This is a genomic window from Thermodesulfobacteriota bacterium (assembly GCA_039028315.1).
Lineage (GTDB): Bacteria > Desulfobacterota_D > UBA1144 > Nemesobacterales > UBA2774 > CR02bin9.
On record JBCCIH010000232.1, the window covers coordinates 1 to 2,995 of the forward strand.

Consider the following 2,995-nt stretch of genomic DNA (forward strand, 5'->3'; position numbering starts at 1 on the left):
CAATGCTGTTAATATTGACGATGTTGAAATCAAAAAAGCTACAGATGAAATGCTTGAGCCTTATAGCAATGAACAAGGCGAGAACCCATACACAATCCACCATGCGCTTCAGGATATCATGGGTGAGTTTGTAGGTGTTTTCCGTACTAAAGAAAAGCTCCATGAAGGAATAGAAGAAATTGAAGTACTAAAAGAAAGAGCACAAGTATTAAAGATAGAGGGTACCAGGATGTACAACCCCGGATGGCATCTTTGCAAAGACCTAAAATCAATGCTCATAGTATCAGAGGCAATAGCCAGATGCGCTCACCAAAGAGAAGAGAGCAGAGGGGCACACAGCCGAGTAGACTTCCCAGGATATGACGATGAAAAATGGGGCACGGTTAACTCAGTAATCTCAAAAGATAACGGCAATATGAGGATTAGCACATCACCTCTCCCTCAGATGCCGGATGAACTAAAGAAGATAGTAGAGGGAGGATATAAATAATGTCTGTTGCTAAACTTAATATATACCGCGGGGACGCAAGCGGAGGGCAGGAAGTAGAATATGAAGTTCCGGTAGAAGAGGGCATGGTTGTACTGGACGCTATTCATTATGTCCAGGCGCATTATGACGGCGATCTTGCAGTAAGATGGAACTGTAAAGCTGCTAAATGCGGCTCATGCAGCGCCGAGATTAATGGTATGCCAAAGCTTACATGCAAAACAAGGCTTGACTCTCTCCCGTTAGACAAACCTATAAAAGTCTATCCATTAAAGACTTTCCCAATTATGAAAGACTTGGTAACAGATGTTTCTTGGAACTATGAAGTTAGAAAGAAGATACCTCCATTTAAGTATCCTGAAGATACAGACTGGAAAATGCAGCAGGTAGATGTTGAGAGAAGCCAGGAGTTTAGAAAATGCATTGAGTGCTACCTTTGCCAGGACGTATGTCACATATTAAGAAATCACAACAAAAAGAACGAGTTCTTCGGACCTCGTATGATGATCAAAATTGCAGAACTTGAGATGCACCCACTGGACACTGAGGACAGAAAAGAGATGTTAAGACAGGCAGCAGGAATTGGGTATTGCAACATCACAAAGTGCTGCACAGAAGTATGCCCAGAGGAAATTCATATAACAGACAACGCTATTATTCCTCTTAAGGAAAGAGTCGCAGACACATATTTTGATCCGCTACAGTGGATACTTAGTAAAGTTAAGAGAAGCTAACACAAACGCACAAACAATAAGGAGATTAAGTTGAACATTCACGAGTATCAGGCTAAAGAACTATTATCAAAGTACGGAGTTGCCGTTCCAATGGGAAAGGTAGCTTTTCATGAGGATGAAGCAGAGCAAATAGCAAATGATCTTAAGTCAGAGAAATTCGTTGTAAAAGCCCAGATACATGCCGGAGGAAGAGGAAAAGGCGGAGGAGTAAAGCTTGCAAACGTTCTAGATGAAGTAAAAAGGCTTGCATCAGAAATACTCGGAATGAACTTAGTCACACACCAAACAGGACCAGAGGGAAAACTGGTAAGCAAGGTACTTGTTGAAGAAGCTTCAAATATTGCAACTGAGCTATACCTAGGAATGGTAATAGACAGAGCTACAGAGAAGATTGTAATTATGGCCAGCCAAGAGGGCGGGATGGAAATTGAAGAAGTAGCCCGCACAAACCCTGAGAAGATCTTAAAAGAATATGTAGACCCTACTGTTGGTCTTCTTCCATATCAGTGCAGAAAGATCGCTTATTTCCTAGGTCTTAAAGGAAAAACAGTAAATAAAGCTGTCAAATTCATAATCGGTCTATACAATGCATTTACTGAGAACGACTGCTCACTAGCAGAGATAAATCCTCTAATTCTTACAAATGACGGTGATGTATATGCACTTGACGCTAAAATGAACTTTGATGATAACGCTCTTTTCAGACACCCTGAAATTGAGAAAATGCATGACCCTGCCGAAGAAGATCCCACTGAGCTTGAAGCAAAGAAATGGGGAATAAGCTATGTAAAGCTTGACGGCAATATAGGATGTCTTGTAAATGGTGCTGGGCTTGCAATGTCCACGATGGATATTATTAAACACCACGGCGCTGAGCCTGCCAACTTCCTAGACGTTGGCGGAGGAGCAACCGCTGAGCAGGTACTGCAAGCACTAAAGATGATCCTAAGCGATCCTAACGTGAAAGCGATTTTTATTAACATCTTTGGCGGTATAATGAAGTGCGATACAATAGCCGAGGGTGTAATCACTGCTGCTAAAGAAGTTGGGATTGAAGTGCCTTTAATTGTCAGATTAGAGGGCACAAATGTAGAGCTTGGCCGCAAATTGCTATCAGAATCCGGTCTTAATATCATAACTGGGTCAGATATGCGAGACGCCGCTGCAAAAGCAGTAGAAGCAGCAAAATAATCCACAAATATAGATTTATTAACGGTTATTTATAAATTCTGACAGTATAGTTGTAACTAACTGTGATCACTAACTTTATACTTTATATTTTTCCTATTTTAACCCCTTGACATTGCCATGATGATGATTACTTTGTCAGAAGGAGGCATATAACGATATGAATGCAATAGCTGTAAGAGAACCGCTTAACATATTTCTCAAGGAAATTGATAAATATCCTGTTCTTAGCAAAGAAGAGGAATATGAGCTAGCGGTAGATTATTACGAAACTAAGGATTTGGAAGCAGCAAATACCCTTGTTGTATCTAACTTAAGATTCGTGGTTAAGATCGCAAGAGAGTATTTATCATATGGTTTTCCACTTTCCGATTTGGTTCAGGAAGGAACTATGGGACTTATGAAAGCGGTCAAAAAATTCGACCCTTACAAAGGCTATAGGTTAATTTCATATGCCGTGTGGTGGATAAGGGCTAGTATACAAAACCATATTATGAAATTCTGGAGCCAGGTGAAAATTGGTACAACTCAGGCCCAGAGAAAGCTGTTCCATAAAATAGGAAAAGCAAAAAAAGAGTTAAACATC

At 40.5% G+C, this 2,995-nt stretch carries 4 protein-coding genes; all 4 read left to right on the forward strand.

Annotated elements, in window-relative coordinates; genetic code table 11:
• The coding region (locus AAF462_11310) for a fumarate reductase/succinate dehydrogenase flavoprotein subunit (GenBank protein MEM7009710.1) at window positions 1-490 on the forward strand (490 nt) is incomplete at its 5' end.
• Window positions 490-1,221, forward strand: coding sequence for a succinate dehydrogenase/fumarate reductase iron-sulfur subunit (locus tag AAF462_11315; protein ID MEM7009711.1), 732 nt, complete (start codon window positions 490-492; stop codon window positions 1,219-1,221). The genes AAF462_11310 and AAF462_11315, both read left to right, overlap by 1 nt.
• A 30-nt stretch (window positions 1,222-1,251) precedes the next feature.
• Window positions 1,252-2,412: an ADP-forming succinate--CoA ligase subunit beta gene (gene sucC, locus AAF462_11320; GenBank protein ID MEM7009712.1), complete on the forward strand. Its 1,161-nt coding sequence runs from the start codon at window positions 1,252-1,254 to the stop codon at window positions 2,410-2,412.
• 157 nt (window positions 2,413-2,569) lie between these two features.
• A partial coding sequence (locus AAF462_11325; GenBank protein ID MEM7009713.1) for a sigma-70 family RNA polymerase sigma factor occupies window positions 2,570-2,995 on the forward strand: 426 nt, incomplete at its 3' end.